Raw genomic sequence first — 14626 nt, 5'->3', positions numbered from 1 at the left:
CGGGTCGGCTTAACTTAGGTGTTAGGCCCCAAAAAAGGTTCACGGAGTCGTCAATGAAAAATCCATTCTCCGTACAGCGAATCGATCATGTGGTCCTTCGGGTCAGTGACTTGAGCGGAAGCGTTGAGTTCTATCGCTCCGTGCTTGGGTGCGACGTTGTCAGGCAACGTGAGCACCTTGGGCTCGTCCATCTGCGGGCAGGCGCTTCGATGATTGATCTCGTGAGCGTGGATGGAAAGCTTGGATCTCGCGGTGGTGCTGCACCTGGGAAGGAAGCAAGGAACGTAGATCACTTGTGCTTGCGCATTGAGCCATTCAACGAGCTCGATCTTGTTGCACATCTGAGTAACCACGGAGTTGCGCCACTTGGTGGTGCCGAGATCAACTTTGGCGCAGAGGGCGACGGGCTGTCGCTGTACTTTCCGGACCCAGATGGCAACGTGATTGAGCTCAAGGGGCCGTCAGATGCGGGTGCCGCAAGTGGGTCCTAACAATTCATTCAAGCCGACACCGCTTCGCGGCGCGGCTTGATTCAGGCGTTAGGCCGCTCAAATGACTCGCGCACGCGCATTCAAGATCGTGAGAGCACTAGCGGTCGCTGTGGTCCTTTCCTACGCAGGGGGGACTGCTAGCGAGTTCTTGTCTGGGCGTTATCCCGAGTATGCACCCTGGATTGGGAAGGGCGTCGCAATAGCACTAGTGGTCCCTTTCGTGTACTGGGTCTTCGTGCCGTTCTTCGCTGCGTGGGGGAACTCGTTCTCGGGAGAGAAGCATTGACCCAACTTCACATGCCGCGGCCTAACAATGCGTTCAAGCCGAAGCCGCTTCGTTACGCAAAGCACATGGCAGGTACAGCTTGCCATGTGCTTTGCTCCACTGCGCGTCTCGGCTTAACTTAGGCGTTAGGCGGCACAGGGACCGCACCACACATGATGTCTCAAAAGAAGATTGGCCTTGTCGCAATAGCCACTCCGGCATGGTTCTTGACCGTCTATTTAGTAATGTCGGCTATGCGGCCGGACTACGTACACACCGACCAGGCTATTAGTGAGCTGGGCAGCTTGGATGCGCCCAACCTCTGGGCTTGGAACGTTCTCGGTTACATCCTGCCCGGCCTCGCTATAGCACTCTTGGGCATCGGGCTCCGGCGCGAGTTCGTAGGCCGCGGGCTTCCGGCCACTGCCCCAGCAATGGCATTGGTGGCCGCAGGCCTCCTGATGGCACTGTCCGGCGCGTTTCCCGCCAACATGACGGACTTCAAATCCACTACGACGCTCCTGCACTCGGTAGGCAGCTTTGGCTGCTACATCGCGTTCTTAGTAGCAGGCTTCTGGCTGCCTTCACTGTTCCGGAAGGTCAACTCATGGCATTGGGCAGCAACGCCGTCGCTCGCCCTCGTAATCGCGTCAATCGCTACTGGGTTTCTGCGCTTCGCTGGCATGGCCAGCATCGGTCAGCGCATCACCTTCTTGTGCTTCTTCCTGTGGGTTGCGCTGGTAGGCTGGGCGCTGTGGCGGGCCAACAGCTCCTCGGTGCCGCCTAACAATTCGTCCAAGCCGACGCCGCTTCGCGGCGCGGCTTAACTCAAGTGTTAGGCGCACTACTGCACCGCAAGGAGGCGTGAAGTGAAACTTACAGACTCGGAAATTCGCCACTTCAAGAACGTACTGTGGGGCACCCGCTTCTGGGCGTGGTTCCGCTGGGTTCTGTTGGGTGTTCTGGGTTACACCGCTGTCGCACACTTCAGCGGCTGGAAGCCCCTGACCCGTCCGGACTGGCTGGTTGCCGGGGCTCTCTACATGCTTGTCGCTTGGCCAGGTCTGTGCCGCACCTACGTATTTCACACGCTTCGCCGCGTTGTTGCGGAGGACCCGGAGGCGCGGGCACAGCTCGCTGCGGCTGGCGTTAAGGAGTTCGCGCCTGGCACACCGGCGGGGCGCGCCTAACAATGCGTTCAAGCCGAAGCCGCTTCGTTCCGCAAAGCACATGGCAGATACAGCTTGCCATGTGCTTCGCTCTACTACGCGTCTCGGCCTAACTTGGGTGTTAGGCGGCTCATGATGGCGCTCAATAGACGACAGTTTCTTACAGTTACAACGGTCGGGATTGCGACGCTTGCCATGCCCGCGACCGCTTCTCGATCTGGAGGAACGACGATGTATGGTTTGATCGGAAAGGTGAGAGCAGTTCCTGGTCAGCGCGACGCACTGATCTCGATTCTTCTGGACGGTGTGTCGGGAATGCCTGGGTGTCTGAGTTATGTCGTCGCACAAGACCCTGCGGACCCTGACGCGATCTGGATAACTGAGGTCTGGGACAGCCAAGCTAGCCACAAGGCCTCGTTGTCGCTGCCTTCGGTCCAAGCTGCCATTGCACAGGGCAAGCCATTGATTGCGGGCTTTGACCAGCATATCGAGACCTCACCGGTGGGCGGACATGGTATCGCTGGAGCCGCCTAACAATGCGTTCAAGCCGAACCCGCTTCCCGGGTCGGCTTAACTCAAGTGTTAGGCCCCAGGGAGAGAGTCATGCAAGGACCACTCAAGAGCATTCTCGCCGGCGCAGTGTCGGGCATCGCCACCTACTTCTTATCGCTACGCGCGCTCGGATACACCAACGCGTTCGTAATGCCGTCGTGGGCTTCATTGGCGGCTTGGGAGGTCTTGGTCGTTCTTGGGCTAGGGGCAGGGCAACGTTGGTAGCGTTAGCGGTTCATCTCATCACCGTGCATATTCTTCGAGCCAATGCTCCCTGGGCCCTAGCGTCTTTTTTTGGCACCACGCTTCTCGCAATGGCACCAGCGGGCCTGCTTGCTGTCGGTGCAAAGACGCTTGCTGCTTGGCTTCTCGGCGCGTTCCTAGCATCGCTGGCATACCGCAAGCTGCGGCCTAACAATGCGTTCAAGCCGAAGCCGCTTCGCGGCTCGGCTTAACTTGGGTGTTAGGCCTTGTGTCCCGCGCTGTTGTGGCCGGGCTCCAGGCAATCCATGACTCTTCGCTTATCCGCAGCGTTTGCACCTCGCACGCGCGGTGCAGGCAACAGCCGTCAGCTCTGCAACACTTCGGCTTCGGACAGGCGCGACTCTCCGCAAGAATTGACCTCCCGGGTCGGCTTCGGACAGGACGATGTGAGAGTTCTTGGTCGCGCGAGTTGCTGGTTTTGGCTTCGATCCCGACAAGTGCCGGTCTCAGGCTGCTCGGCCAGACTTGTTGTACTGTCGGGCTCAGGGGTTCTATCGCAAGGTCGGGCGCAAGCTCGGCGTGCGGCGGCCTAACGAGTCGTTCAAGCCGACGCCACATCGGGGCGCAAATCACATGGCAGGTACAGCTTGCCATGTGCTTCACGCCCCGCTGCAGCGCGGCTTAACTCTGGTGTTAGGCCGCTCGGAAGGACTTGTGGCGAACGGATGCATCTTCTGCGAGATCATTGCCGGGAAGGCGGCGGCCAGCCTCGTCAGAGAGTGCGCATTGACCGTGGCATTTATGGACACACGTCAGTTCCACCCTGGCCACGTCTTGGTGGTGCCAAGAGTGCACCTGCCGGACGTTCGGGAGCTTGACGGTGACACGGGGGCAGCCTTGATGGCCGCTGTCGCTGACGTTACGCGCGCTGTGTCGGACGCGCTCTCCTGCGAGGGCATAAGTGTGTGGCATTCGATCGGGGAGGCGGCGGGCCAAGAGGTGCCGCATCTCCACTTTCATGTTCACCCACGTTCGCCGTCAGACCGCCTTCTGGACATCTACCCATCGCCGCCAGAATACCCAGACCGTGCGACTCTGGACACCATGGCGGCATCCATTCGGCCGCACTTGTCATCATCGGCGGCCGCGGCCTAACAATGCGTTCAAGCCGAAGCCGCTTCGTTACGCAAAGCACATGGCAGGTAGAGCTTGCCATGTGCTTCGCTCCACTGCGCGTCTCGGCTTAACTTAGGTGTTAGGCCGCAGTGGATGCATCTCTGATCCCCAAACTGATCAAGCAGAGGCGGCGGCTCCTACAGAGCTACGTGGTCCACGTGGCGTGGTTCGCTGCCATGATCGTCACTGCATTAGTGCACTCGTCCAGAGCAGTGGTCGCCAGTTCAATCTTCCTGGCGCTCATCACGGTTCCCCCCGTCATCGCTTACGCAACAGCGGTGCACCGAACTTGCCGAGCGATTGACCCGAGTGCCAAGACGATCGGCCTTGTTCCAATGATCATTATGACGGTGCTTTTTACCCCATTCGAGTCAGGCTTGGTCGTTCCAGCAAAGAATCTGTTGGTCTCAGGCAAGCTGGTACGAGAGCGTCAGGCTGCAGCTATGCGGGCTAACGAGTCATTCAAGCCGACGTCGCTTCGCGACGCGGGTTAATTCTGGTGTTAGGCCTTGTTCCCGCACTGTTGTTGCCGGGTTCCAGGCAATCTGTACTGCCTCGCTTATCCGCAGCTTTTGCACCTCGCACGCGCGGTGCAGGCATCGGCAGTCACCCCTGCAGTACCTCGGCTTCGGACAGGCGCGACTCTCCGCAAGACTCGACCGGCCGAGTCGGCTTTGGACAAGGCGCGGTGAGAGTTCTAGGCCGCGCGAGTCGAGTGTTCTGGCTTTGGCCCCGGCAAGTGCCAGCCTCAGGCCGTTCGGCCAGACTTGTTGTACTGTTCGGCTCAGGGGTTGGGCTGTCGCAAGGTTGGGCGCAAGCTCGGCGTGCGGCGGCCTAACAAGTCGTTCAAGCCGAATCCGCTTCGTTACGCAAACCACATGGCAGGTAAAGCTTGCCATGTGGTTCGCTCCACTGCGCGTCTCGGCTTAACTCTGGTGTTAGGCGCCACATCCAGCAGGGTCGCGATCATGAGCACAGAACTCAAGCTCTCCGAGATTCGACAGATCGCCGTGACCGTTAGCGACGTTGAGGCCGCACTATGCTTTTATCGTGATGTCCTTGGTCTGAAGCTCTTGTTCAGCGCCGGACCAAATCTCGCGTTCCTGGATGCTTCCGGAATTCGCATTATGCTTACCACTCCTCAAGGTAGCGGCTCTGTGGGAGCCAACTCCACCCTCTACTTCAAGGTCTCGGACATTGGCGCCACGCATTCGGCACTGGTAGCACGCGGAGCCAAGAACGAGCGGGAGCCACAGATCACCGTCAAGATGCCTGACCATGAGCTATGGATTGGGTTCTTACGTGACCCGGATGGCAATCTGGTCGGTCTACTGGAGGAACGGCGGTGAGTGACACATCGGTGGCGCCTAACAATTCATTCAAGCCGACACCGCTTCGCGGCGCGGCTTAATTCTGGTGTTAGGTGTGCTGTGGACCTGCTGTCGGTGATCGAACGTTCGTGGGGCTGGACTGGCCTGCGGCCTACCGCCGTAGTAGGCGACAACCCTTTCGGCAACCTCATCGTAAAGGACCAGACCGAGCGCTACTGGCGCATCTGCCCTGAAGACCTCTTCTGCGCTGTCGTAGCCGCTAGCCGACCGGAGCTCGACGCTCTGTCCCGGAGTCAGGAGTTCCTGCATGACTGGTACATGGCGACCTTGGTGGGGCAGGCCGAACAGGGGCTTGGCCCCCTGCGTCCTGGCTACCGTTATTGCCTCAAGATCCCCGCCACGCTTGGCGGCCAGTACGGCGGCGACAATCTGGCAACGCTGCCGCTCCTTGAGCTCATCGCGGCCTCGGGCCATATTGCCCAGCAAATCCGGGAGCTCCCGGACGGTGCACAGGTACGACTTGTAGTCACCGAGTAGTACCTAACAATTCGTCCAAGCCGACGCCGCTTCGCGGCGCGGCTTAACTCAGGTGTTAGGTGCTGGTTGATGATCACTATCAGCGTTGAAAGAGGTGTTGTTCGCCTCACCTCTTGGGATGAGGTGTACGAGACTCCTGGTTTCGTCAGGGCACTTGATCCAAAGTCAGCAGCTCTGAAGGAGATCATTGGCGTTTACTCGTTTAGCAGCAGGCAGCCCTGCGGATTGAAAAGTTGCAAACAGCCTCATGGCAACGGCTACCTCGTAACCACCACTGACGGGCAGGTTACGAATCTCGGGAGCGTATGCGGGAAGAGCGCATTCTCCGTTGTCTTCACGAGCCTACAAAAGATCTTCGACAGGGATCTGCGCGCCAAAGAGCGTCGCGAAAGGTTGGAAGCTCTTCAGAGCCGGCTGCCCGCGCTCGTCGCCCGCTTCGACAACCTCAGAGACAACGCTCGCCCCGCGTACAAAGCCGTCACCTCCCTACGCGGGACCGGTGTGCCCCAACCCGTTGCCGATAGCGTTCAGCGGATGATGCGCAGTGGTGATGGGGCAATCACCACGAACAGAAGAGGCACCAAGCGCGAGCGCGAAATCGCCCTCGAGTCCGGGATCGCTCGGCCAGACATGCCGTACTACGTCACTGAGACCGTGGGGCGCCTATCTCACATCGCTGCGCTGCAGTCCTATGACTCCGTCCGCAAAGACCTCCTTGAGCTGGAGCCAGCACTTCACCGTCTTGAAGGGGTTGATGTAAGCAGCCTTTCTGACAAGGAAGCGAGGCATCTGGACAAAGTTACCGGCGGCTTGGATGCCCGGCTAGACCAAATGGAACAGGTCGTGGTTACGCTTAAAGCATTTGCTACTCGCGATAACATCGCTCAGCTCGCGGCAATTTTGGACTCCCCTGCTGATCGGAAGCTCTTCTCGGTGTTCGTGGCATCGTTGCCCAGCACCTAACAATTCATTCAAGCCGATGCCGCTTCGCGGCACGGCTTAATTCTGGCATTAGGCGCCAATCGGAGATACGTCGCAAATGGAAGCAGTCATTTTCGCGCTGAGCTTTGCTGCAATTTCCTTTCTGGTCTTTCTTGCGTTCAAGCACTTCGACAAGCGCGTGACCCTTGCCTTTGGGTTGTTGTTCGCAGCCTACCTAGGACTCGATGATCTGGTCACCGGGTTGCCGTCTGCCTCGTCTGCATTTAGCTTTATCGGCGGAGAGTGGAATTGGTCTGGAAAGATCTACAGCCTACTGTTGTCCGTCGTGGTGGTGCTCGGGCTGGGGATCAAGCCCGAGGCACTTGGCCTTACCTTGTCACAAAGAAACCTCAGAGCATCTCTAATCGCTCTGTTCCTTTTCATCCTCTGGGGTCTCTCACTCGGGCTGCTCTTCAAACCCTCGGTCCCGTCTGTAGAGACGTTTGCGTTCCAGGCGTCGATGCCCGGAATGGTGGAAGAGCTGGTGTATCGCGGCATCGCTCCAGCCCTTTTGCTCGGCCTCATCCGTGGCAAAGAGCCTTCGCAAGGCATACCTTGGATCGTGGTGTTCATCACCGCTGTTGCATTTGGGATCTGGCACGGGCTGAGCTATTCAGAGGCTGCGTTCTCGTTTGACCCAATGTCTGCCTTGTTCCCGTTTATCGGTAGCATTGCCGGCGGTTGGTTGCGGTTCAATAGTGGCAGTTTGCTCTTCCCAATACTGGCGCACAGCTTTGCAAATGTCGCATTCCATCTCACTGCGCTGATTGGCGCATAACAATTCGTTCAGGCCGAACTTGCTTCGCTACATCAACAACGTGGCAGATAAAGCTTGCCACGTTGTTGGCTACGCTACGCAAGCCGGCTTAACTCAGGTGTTAGGCGGTTATGCAGGAGAATCGCATGCGAAGGCCTTCATGGCAGTGCTCGGCATGTGGTACCTCATGGTCTCGGCGTCGCTTGGGGCCAGCCCGGTCTAACACTTCATTCAGGCCGACAAAGCTTCACGGCACCGCGTTATTCTGGCGCTAGGTGTCCGCGGACCACAGCGGGCGTAGATTCCGTCCCACAAAATGGTGTCGTTTGAGATGCGATTCAGCGATCTTGAAACCCAGGCACTACAGCTCAACGATCTTTACGAACAGCTTGAGATCAGGAAGTACGGGCGGGTCTGGACGACGGCAGAGCTGGCGCTCGGTTTCGTGGGAGACGTGGGTGACCTGGCGAAGCTGATCCAGGCAGATGCCGGCGTCCGGGATATCGAGGGCCACAGGGCGAAGCTTGGCCACGAGCTGTCGGATTGCTTGTGGTCGATCATCGTCCTCGCGAAGAAATGCGGCGTTGATCTCGAGGCGGAGTTTTCGAAGAACATCAGTGAATTGGCCAGCCATGTCTCCAGCGAGCTGAAGAAATAGCCGTCACGACGTGCCGCGTCGTGCAATCAACCGGGCAGATGCGTACGCCGAGCCACCTTCGTAGGAGCGCGGGGCGATGAAGAATGCGCCACCCGGATACGACTGCCCGTTCTGCGCCATTGCCGGGACACTGCCGTCGCCCGCTCCGGAATCCGCCGTCGTCCTGGTGGATGCCAACGTCTTCGCGCTGGTGCCGACGCACCACTACGCCGGGATACAAGGCAACTGTCTGGTCGTGCCTCGTCGTCACTACGAGAACGTCTTCGACATTCCTGACGACCTTGGCAGCGAGTTCTTTCGCGCCACGCGTCGCCTGGCGAATGCGATGCGCAGCGCCTTTTGTTGCGGGGGCATCTCCACGCGCCAGCACAACGGTCCTGCCGGCGATCAGGATGTGTGGCATTACCACCTGCACGTTTTTCCCCGCTATCCGGACGACGGACTGCACGCGGGGCAGAAACTGCCCTATGCCACCGCGGAACGCATCGAGTTGGCAGCCAGGCTCCGCGCAGCCTTGCAGTAGCTGCACCGGCCGTGGATGAACAGGCGTTTATCGCCGCTATCACGCGCCGTGAGCATTGTGCGTACGACACTCCAGCCACCCCACTCGCTGGAGACCCTCAGATGACGTCCAACATCACCCGCATTCCCCTCGCCATCGCCCTGTCCTCCGCGCTGGCCTTTGCCGTCGGTTGCTCGGGCGAGCGCAATGCCGACGAGCGCGCCGGCGTGACCAATGATCCGGCCGCGCAGACTGCCCCGGCCGCTACGACCGCTGGCGACGTGCGCAACGACCCGGCCATGGGCGACGCCAACCCCGACGGCCTGGGCGATGGTCGTGATTCCGCCCAGCCGGTCGACGACACCTGGATCACCACCAAGGTGAAGTCCTCGTTGCTGGCCGAGTCCGACGTGTCCGGCCTGGACATCAACGTCGATACCCTCAACGGCGTGGTGACGCTGCAGGGCCAGGTCGAGAACCAGGCGCAGATCGACACCGCCACCCGCGTGGCGCGCGGAATCGAAGGCGTCACCGACGTGCAGACGAGCGGCCTGACGGTCGGCCCCGCCAACTGAGGGCCCGAGCGTGGTCCGGACTGATCCGGCCGCGCGATCCGGCCAGGTAACCGATGCCGCACACCTTCGGGTGTGCGGCATTTTTCATGGGTGGAGAATGGGGTCCGGTTCCCATGAGGCCTGCCCGTGAGCCTGCAGACGCGCTATGACCCGCAGAACATCTTCGCCCGGATCATCCGCGGCGATGCCCGCTGCTACACCGTCTACGAAGACGACGAGGTGCTCTCGTTCCTCGACCTGTATCCGCAGGCAACCGGCCACACCCTGGTGATTCCCAAACGGTCCGCGGCGGTGAATCTCCTGGACGTGGACACCGCTGCGCTGTGCCGGGTGATGACCGTCGCGCAGCAGCTGGCCCGGGTGATCGTCGATGAGCTGCAGCCCGATGGCGTGCAGCTGGCCCAGTTCAGTGGTGCCGCGGCCGGGCAGACGGTGTTCCACATCCACGTGCACCTCGTGCCGCGCTATGTCGGGCAGAGGATGGGCATCCATGCTGCACGCGAGGCCGACCACGGCGAGCTGGCGGAGCTGCAGGCACGGCTGGTGCGGCGCCTTGCCGCATCGTCCCTGCCGTAGCGCGGCGGGAGCAGGGGTTGCGCGGTGTTGTGCGCGTCGCAGTACGCGGACCGCGGATCAGGCCGGGCGATCCACCAGCAGCACGAAGCCGCCGAGCTGCGAGCCCATGCCAATGGCGAGGCTGCGCGCGCGATCGGCGGCAAGCGTCGCGATCGGCACCGATGCATCCGGGGGCAGGGCGCGATAGCCGGCGTCGTCGTCGTGCATGGCATCGCGGACCAGGTAGCCCATCAGCACGTTGACCATTTCGCCAAGGGCATCCTGCGCGAGGTCGTCGTCGAACAGGTCAGGACTGATGCGCAACAGCGCACAGGCCAGTGCGCGTGCGGTGGGCAGGTCGCTGGCGAGGCCGATGCCGAGCGGGCGGGCGCCCTCCACGCGCACGTGCGCCACCACCGGCCAGCTGTCGAGCTCCTCCGGCGCCAGCACTTCGGCCGGCAGGCACTGGCTGCCGAGCATGCGCGGGAACAGCCGCGCGCACAGGCCGACCGCGCTGTTGGCGAGATCACCCAGCTCGTGCGCGGCGAGTTCGCTTTCGAAGGCGTGGCGGGCGTCTTCCTGGCTGGCGCGGTGCAGTGCGAGTTCCGCGTCGAGGCGCTGGGCGTCGATGGCGCCCTGTTCCAGCAGCACGTCGCCGAGCATCCGGCGGCCGGCCTTCTGCGCGTCGAGCAGCGCGTCGAGCTGGGTCTGGTCGAGCACGCCCATTTCGAGGGCGATGTCGCCGAAACGCCGGTCTTCCACCCGCTGGCGCTGCTGGATACGGCGCGCCTGCGCGGCGTCGAGCAGGCCCTGGTGCACGGCCAGTTCGCCCAGCAGCGGGTTGGACGCGCGTTGCATCTCGATCGCCGCCAGCAGCTGCGCTGCGGTGATCACGCCGCGTTCCAGCAGGAACTGGCCGAGGAATTTCGCTGCCATCGTGTTGCCTCTACAAGTAAGGTCGGCCGGCCCGCCGGTCAGGCGAGCGCCTCGCGCAGCACGCGCTCCATCGCGTCGGTGTCGATGGGCTTCTGCAGGTAGGAGCGCGCGCCGATGCGCAGGCACTCCTCGATGTCGCGCTGCGCGCCCAGCGAGCTGAGGATCACCACCCGCGCCTGCGGGTCGAGTTCGAGGATGCGCGCCAGCGCCTCGCGCCCGTCGCATTCGGGCATCACCAGGTCCAGCAGCACCAGGTCCGGCCGCAGGGCCTCGTACTGGCGGATCGCCTCCAGGCCGTTGCCGGCCTCGCCCGCCACGTCGAAGCCGGCTTCGTCCAGCTGCCCTGCCGCGAGCATGCGCAGCGCGCGCGAGTCGTCGCACAACAGCACGGTCGGTCGTCCGCTCATCGGTGTCTCCTGGTCGAGGTAAAGCCCACGGGCCGTGATTCGATAGCGACCGTAAGGCGGCCGGCTTGAGGGTTGGCGGGGCGGCCGGGCTGCGCGTCGATCGATGGCGGCTCCGGAGCGCCGCGCGTGCGGTACACATGCATCACGGCGATCGTCGATCCCAAGCGGAGGTGCCATGGCCAAGTACCTGATCTCCTTCCCCAGTGTGGCGATGGTCGTTGCCGATGACGGCTGGGACGCGGTGGTCCGCGATTCGCATGCGGTGATCGAGGAGGCCAGGGCCGCGGGCGTGTACGTCTTCGGCGGCGGCATCGACGAGGGCGTGCCGCCGGTGCTCGTGTCTGCCGACGGTGCGGTCACCGGGGGCGGCTATCCGTGGGCACCCACGCTCAATGGCGGGCTCACCATCCTGGAACTTCCCTCGCGCGACGAGGCCATCGCGTGGGCGGCCCGCATCGCCAGGGCGTGCCGGTGCGACCAGGAACTGCGCGTGTTCGGGTTCGATCCGCAGTCCTGAGGGTTGGGCTCAAGCTCCGCGACGTCGTGCCTGACGTCGGTGACTTCGCGGCCGCGGTTCTGGAGGTCATGGACCGGTTCGGCGACCGGGCTGTCGGGCCATCTCCGAACCGGGCCCCGGCACGACCGGGCTTGCTCAGTCCCGCAGCGACGCCTGGAGGGCGGTGGCGATCGCGGCGTCGCCGCTGACCAGGTCCACCCAGGCCAGTTCCAGTCCCTTGCGCTTGCCTTTCGGCACCAGCTTCATCCCGTCGGGGCTGATGGTCAGTGTGTAGATGTCCTCGCCGATGGTCAGTTCGCGGCGCAGGGGTTTGTCCAGTGGCGTCATGGGGATCTCCGCAGCCGTTGCCGGTGGGGCGAGGCGCACCGTGGCAGCCGGGCCGTCATCGCGTGATGAGCACTGAGGCGCGTCGGATTACGCTGTGTCCAGCCCACCGGTAGCAAGAACAACGGACAACGGTGACAGGCGCTTCGACACCGCGCGCGGCATCCGCCTGCGTAGAGTGAGGCGTACGCGGAACGGCTCCGCCTCCTTGCCGCCGAGGCCCCCATGCTCGATCTCCAGGACATCGAATGCCCGTACTGCGGTGAGGTGATCAGCCTCGCGCTGGACACCAGTGCGGGGTCGCAGCGCTATATCGAGGACTGCCACGTCTGCTGCCGACCGATCACCGTGGTGCTGGACGTGGACACCGACGGTGCCGGCCATGTACATGTGCTGGCGCAGGATGACGTCTGAGCCGACATCGCGTCGACGGCCACGGGGCAGCTTGCCGCACCGTTTCGCACCCATCGGCATGGCGTCTTCCGACATATGGCGGGCGCTGCGGCGTGGCCCGAGAATCCGCCGGCACAAGGGGGAATCAACATGATGATCAGAACCATCCTGCTGGCACTGTGCCTGTGCGCCACGCACGCCGTCGCCGCCGCCGATCTCGCCATCACCGGTGCACGCGTCTATCCAGCGCCTGATGCCGCGCCCATCGACAACGCCACGGTGCTGGTCCGCGATGGCCGCATCGTTGCTGTGGGTGCGGCGGATGAGGTGCGCGTGCCGGAGGGCGCGGAGCGCATCGATGGTGCGGGCAGGGCGCTGGTCGCCGGGTTCTGGAACAGCCATGTGCACCTGATCTCGCCGGTGCTGATCGAGGCGGGCACGCAGCCGGCCGATGTGCTGGAAACACAGGTGCGCGAGACCTTCACCCGTTGGGGCTTCACCACGCTCTTCGACATCGGCGGCCTGCCCGGCAACGCCGCGGCGTTGCGCCGTCGCGTGGAGGCCGATGAACTCGACGGGCCGGCGATCCTCCACGTCGATGCGCCGTTCTATCCCGAGAACGGCACGCCGGTGTATGTGCGGGAGCTGTTCCAGCGCCCCGGCGTGGCCAGCGGCGAAGTGGCCACCGCCGATGTAGCGCGCGCGCGTGCGCGCCGGCAGATCGCCGATGGTGCCGATGGCCTGAAGCTGTTCGCCGGGGCGATCGTCGGTGGCGAAGTGGGGGTGTTGCCGATGGATGTCGGCATCGCGCGCGCGGTGGTCGAGGAAGCGCATGCGACCGGCAAGCCGGTGTTCGCGCATCCCACCAACACGCAGGGCATCGAGATCGCGCTGGCCAGCGGTGTCGACGTGCTCGCCCACACCACGCCCGACTCGGGGCCGTGGGACGACGCGCTGGTCCAGCGCCTGCGCGCGGCCGACGTCGCGCTGGTGCCGACGCTGACGCTGTTCGACCACGAGCTGCGCAAGGAGCAGGTGCCGGCGTTCGTGCTGCAGCGGTTCCTCGACAACGCCACCGCGCAGGTGCGCGCCTACGCCGAGGCCGGCGGTACGTTGCTGTTCGGCACCGACGTGGACTTCATCGACCATGTCGACACCCGCCGCGAGTTCGAACTGCTGGTACTCGCCGGGCTGGACTGGCGCCAGGTGCTGGCATCGCTGACCACCGCGCCGGCGCAGCGCTTCGGCCAGGGCGACCGCGCGGGGCGGATCGCACCGGGCTTCGCTGCCGACCTGGTGCTGCTGAGCACCGACCCCGCGGCCGATCCCACCGGCTTCGCCGATGTCGAGGCGACCATCCGTGGCGGCCGCATCGTCTACCGCAAGGCGGACTGATGCTGCCGCCTTCGCAGGCGCTGCCAGCGTCGTCCCGTACTGTCGGCAGCCCCTCCTCTGCGCGCCCGCCCATGATCAAGCTGCTCCTGCCCGTGCTGTTGTCCGCGATCGCCTTCGATGCTGCCGCCCAGGCGCCGGCGGCCGGTCCACCGGAGCGCTCGCCCTGGGGCATCGGGGTTGCTGCTGCGGTATCCGACAGCCCGTATGCGGGCGAGGGCACGCGGGTCATTCCGATTCCGCTGCTGTCGTACGAGGGCGAGCGCTTCTATTTCCGCGGGGTGACCGCCGGCTGGCGGTTCGTCGATACCGCGACGTTCGAGTTCTCCGCGCTGGCCAAGGCGCGCTTCGACGGCTTCGATGTCGATGACGATCTCGACCGCGGACAACTGGCGCGCAACGGCATCGATGCCGACCTGCTGGAAGACCGCGACCGCGGCCTCGATGTCGGCGTGGGCATGGAATGGAGCGGCCGCGCCGGCGAACTGCAGCTCGAACTGCTGACCGATGCCACCGACCGCAGCGGCGGCCAGGAAGCCTCGCTGCAGTACGGCTATCCGCTGCGCGTGGGCGGTGGCGTGTTGACGCCGATCGTCGGCGCGACCTGGTGGTCCGGCGACATGGCCGACTACTACTACGGCACGCTGCGCAGGGAAGTGGCGCGCGGCGTGGTCGACTACCGGCCGGGCGCGGTGACCACGCCGCATGCCGGGGTGTCGTTCTTCCGGCCGCTGGGGCGCACCTGGTCGCTGGTGGGCTCGCTGCGTTACAGCCAGCTGCCGGATGCGATCACCGACAGCCCGCTGGTCGACTCCGGCACCGAAGGCAGCGCGTCGATGTTCATCGGCGTGTCGCGCGGCTTCACCCCGTGGTGGCTGCGCCGGCGCTGACCTGCACGTTGGCG

At 63.4% G+C, this 14626-nt stretch carries 20 protein-coding genes; 17 read left to right on the top strand and 3 right to left on the bottom strand.

The features are described from left to right. The first annotated feature begins 53 nt into the window (after window positions 1–53). From E5843_RS12430 to E5843_RS12370, 13 genes are all read left to right on the top strand, one after another. Window positions 54–491, top strand: a complete 438-nt coding sequence (locus tag E5843_RS12430; RefSeq protein ID WP_136412810.1) for a VOC family protein — start codon at window positions 54–56, stop codon at window positions 489–491. A gap of 438 nt (window positions 492–929) precedes the next feature. Beyond that, complete coding sequence (locus E5843_RS12425; protein ID WP_141066046.1) at window positions 930–1583, top strand: DUF998 domain-containing protein; 654 nt, start codon at window positions 930–932, stop codon at window positions 1581–1583. A 42-nt stretch (window positions 1584–1625) separates the two neighbouring features. After that, window positions 1626–1946 carry a hypothetical protein gene (locus E5843_RS12420; protein WP_141066045.1) on the top strand — a complete coding sequence of 107 codons (321 nt, stop codon included), beginning with the start codon at window positions 1626–1628 and terminating at the stop codon, window positions 1944–1946. Window positions 1947–2156: 210 nt separating this feature from the next. Beyond that, the gene (locus E5843_RS12415; protein ID WP_136412808.1) at window positions 2157–2459 is read left to right on the top strand and encodes a putative quinol monooxygenase; all 303 of its coding nucleotides are present in this window, start codon (window positions 2157–2159) and stop codon (window positions 2457–2459) included. An 855-nt stretch (window positions 2460–3314) separates the two neighbouring features. Next, entirely contained in the window at window positions 3315–3836 is a 522-nt protein-coding gene (locus tag E5843_RS14635) for an HIT family protein (RefSeq protein ID WP_141066044.1), read from the top strand. Window positions 3837–4825: 989 nt separating this feature from the next. Next, window positions 4826–5206, top strand: coding sequence for a VOC family protein (locus E5843_RS12405; protein ID WP_136412806.1), 381 nt, complete (start codon window positions 4826–4828; stop codon window positions 5204–5206). 81 nt (window positions 5207–5287) lie between these two features. Next, complete coding sequence (locus tag E5843_RS12400) at window positions 5288–5725, top strand: T6SS immunity protein Tdi1 domain-containing protein (RefSeq protein WP_134674230.1); 438 nt, start codon at window positions 5288–5290, stop codon at window positions 5723–5725. Between the two features lie 69 nt (window positions 5726–5794). Beyond that, window positions 5795–6688 (top strand): hypothetical protein, encoded by an 894-nt coding sequence (locus tag E5843_RS12395; protein ID WP_136412805.1) that lies wholly within the window; start codon window positions 5795–5797, stop codon window positions 6686–6688. 76 nt (window positions 6689–6764) lie between these two features. After that, window positions 6765–7484, top strand: coding sequence for a CPBP family intramembrane glutamic endopeptidase (locus E5843_RS12390; RefSeq protein WP_134674229.1), 720 nt, complete (start codon window positions 6765–6767; stop codon window positions 7482–7484). 310 nt (window positions 7485–7794) lie between these two features. Beyond that, window positions 7795–8121, top strand: coding sequence for a nucleoside triphosphate pyrophosphohydrolase family protein (locus E5843_RS12385; protein WP_136412804.1), 327 nt, complete (start codon window positions 7795–7797; stop codon window positions 8119–8121). A gap of 76 nt (window positions 8122–8197) precedes the next feature. Continuing rightward, complete coding sequence (locus E5843_RS12380; RefSeq protein WP_136412803.1) at window positions 8198–8644, top strand: HIT family protein; 447 nt, start codon at window positions 8198–8200, stop codon at window positions 8642–8644. Between the two features lie 101 nt (window positions 8645–8745). After that, the gene (locus E5843_RS12375) at window positions 8746–9198 is read left to right on the top strand and encodes a BON domain-containing protein (protein WP_136412802.1); all 453 of its coding nucleotides are present in this window, start codon (window positions 8746–8748) and stop codon (window positions 9196–9198) included. 126 nt (window positions 9199–9324) lie between these two features. Next, a complete protein-coding gene (locus tag E5843_RS12370; protein ID WP_136412801.1) occupies window positions 9325–9774 on the top strand; it encodes an HIT family protein in 450 nt (149 codons plus the stop codon). A gap of 57 nt (window positions 9775–9831) precedes the next feature. Here the strand turns inward: E5843_RS12370 and E5843_RS12365 are convergent, their stop codons facing one another. Both E5843_RS12365 and E5843_RS12360 read right to left on the bottom strand, forming a co-directional pair. Next, a complete protein-coding gene (locus tag E5843_RS12365; RefSeq protein ID WP_136412800.1) occupies window positions 9832–10689 on the bottom strand; it encodes a cyclic di-GMP-binding domain-containing protein, MshE-related in 858 nt (285 codons plus the stop codon). A 38-nt stretch (window positions 10690–10727) separates the two neighbouring features. Next, on the bottom strand, window positions 10728–11096 hold the full coding sequence (locus E5843_RS12360; RefSeq protein WP_134674223.1) for a response regulator: 369 nt from the start codon (window positions 11094–11096) through the stop codon (window positions 10728–10730). Window positions 11097–11271: 175 nt separating this feature from the next. On the opposite strand from E5843_RS12360, the gene E5843_RS12355 reads away from it, so the two are divergent. After that, window positions 11272–11613: a YciI family protein gene (locus E5843_RS12355; RefSeq protein WP_136412799.1), complete on the top strand. Its 342-nt coding sequence runs from the start codon at window positions 11272–11274 to the stop codon at window positions 11611–11613. Between the two features lie 135 nt (window positions 11614–11748). On the opposite strand, the gene E5843_RS12350 is transcribed toward E5843_RS12355, so the two are convergent. Further along, on the bottom strand, window positions 11749–11940 hold the full coding sequence (locus E5843_RS12350) for a hypothetical protein (RefSeq protein ID WP_136412798.1): 192 nt from the start codon (window positions 11938–11940) through the stop codon (window positions 11749–11751). A 222-nt stretch (window positions 11941–12162) separates the two neighbouring features. On the opposite strand from E5843_RS12350, the gene E5843_RS12345 reads away from it, so the two are divergent. The 3 genes from E5843_RS12345 (at window position 12163) to E5843_RS12335 (ending at window position 14612) form a co-directional block, all read left to right on the top strand. Then, window positions 12163–12351: a CPXCG motif-containing cysteine-rich protein gene (locus E5843_RS12345; RefSeq protein WP_136412797.1), complete on the top strand. Its 189-nt coding sequence runs from the start codon at window positions 12163–12165 to the stop codon at window positions 12349–12351. Between the two features lie 129 nt (window positions 12352–12480). After that, a complete protein-coding gene (locus tag E5843_RS12340) occupies window positions 12481–13725 on the top strand; it encodes an amidohydrolase family protein (RefSeq protein WP_244240777.1) in 1245 nt (414 codons plus the stop codon). Window positions 13726–13796: 71 nt separating this feature from the next. Continuing rightward, the gene (locus E5843_RS12335) at window positions 13797–14612 is read left to right on the top strand and encodes a MipA/OmpV family protein (protein ID WP_166816010.1); all 816 of its coding nucleotides are present in this window, start codon (window positions 13797–13799) and stop codon (window positions 14610–14612) included. Window positions 14613–14626 lie beyond the last annotated feature (14 nt).

This window comes from Luteimonas yindakuii (assembly GCF_004803715.2).
Lineage (GTDB): Bacteria > Pseudomonadota > Gammaproteobacteria > Xanthomonadales > Xanthomonadaceae > Luteimonas > Luteimonas yindakuii.
The sequence above is the reverse complement of the archived record's forward strand: the minus strand, read 5'-3'. Positions and strand labels throughout refer to the sequence as shown.